1 protein-coding gene is annotated in these 1,119 nt (G+C 72.7%); it reads right to left on the reverse strand.

What is annotated here, in order from left to right; all coding sequences use genetic code 11:
- On the reverse strand, positions 1-1,119 hold a 1,119-nt coding region (locus tag FVW20_RS16265), incomplete at both ends, for a sensor histidine kinase (protein WP_231039175.1).

Genomic DNA, 1,119 nt, shown 5'->3' on the forward strand with positions numbered 1-1,119 from the left:
CCCGCAGGTCGTCGGTCAGGTCCACGCCCACGAAAGGGCGCGGTGCGGTGGCGTCGCCCGAAAGGGCCACCAGCCGCGCGGTGAACGAAATGGTGGTGCCCTGTCCCCGCCCGCTTTCCACGGTCAGGGTGCCCCCGGCGGCGTCGGCCATTTCCCACCCCCGGGCCAGCGCGCTGACACTGCGCTTGTGCGGCGGCGCGCCCGCGCCGGAATCGCTGACGGTGAACAACAGGTGGCCGGGATCGGTGCTGTCGGGCACGCGGCGTACCGACATGTGCACCGAACCCTTGTCCGTGGAGCGCACCGAGCTTTCGGCCAGCAGGCGCAGCAGTTCGCCCAGTTGGCCCGCGTCGCCCTCGTACAGTTGTGAAAGGTGCGGAGCCATGAACCACGAGATGGCCAGACCCTTGCGCTCCGCCCGGTCGGCAACGGCGTCATGGGCGTCGCGCAGCATGCGCTGCAGGTCGAATACGGCCCGGCGCGAAGCGGTGCGCTGCGGTGCGGCCACCCGGCCAAGGTCCTGCGCAATGGAGGCCAACTGGCGCCCGGCGGCGATCACGGCCTCGGCGTGGCTGCGGGCGGCTGGGGGCAGCGCGCAGTTCTCCAGGCCGTCCAGTTCCTGCAACATGGTGTCGAGGGGGGGCAGCAGGGCCTCTTCCATGCGGGCCAGGGCCAGCGGGTCCAGGGTGGTGGATGGCGCGGTGGCGGAGCCGGGCATGTCATGCCCGTCGCTCCAGTCTGGGGCAAAACCTGTGGGGGCATCGGCCCGCCCGGTCGTGACCGCCGCACGGGCAAGGCGGCGCGAGCCCCGGGGCGCGGGCATGCCGTCCAGTTCGGGCAGCACCTCGCCAAGGGAAAGTTCCAGCGGCTCGTCGGCCATGTTGCCGTCCGTGGCCGTGATGCTTCCGTGGGCTGCGGTCTCGTCAGGGGAGAACGCGTCTCCGGGGGCTGGGGTGGCGGGCGTGCGCCGGGACGGGGCCAGCCCGCCGCGCAGTTCTTCGGGCGAGATCATGCGCAGGGTGGGTTCGTCGGCCAGCGGGTCGTCCAGGTCCGGACGTTCGGCCGCCGGGCTCTTGCGCACGCGGTAGCCGCGTCCGCCGGTCAGGGTGCCCTCTGCCC

Origin of the sequence: Nitratidesulfovibrio oxamicus, assembly GCF_015731765.1 — a bacterium.
Lineage (GTDB): Bacteria > Desulfobacterota > Desulfovibrionia > Desulfovibrionales > Desulfovibrionaceae > Cupidesulfovibrio > Cupidesulfovibrio oxamicus.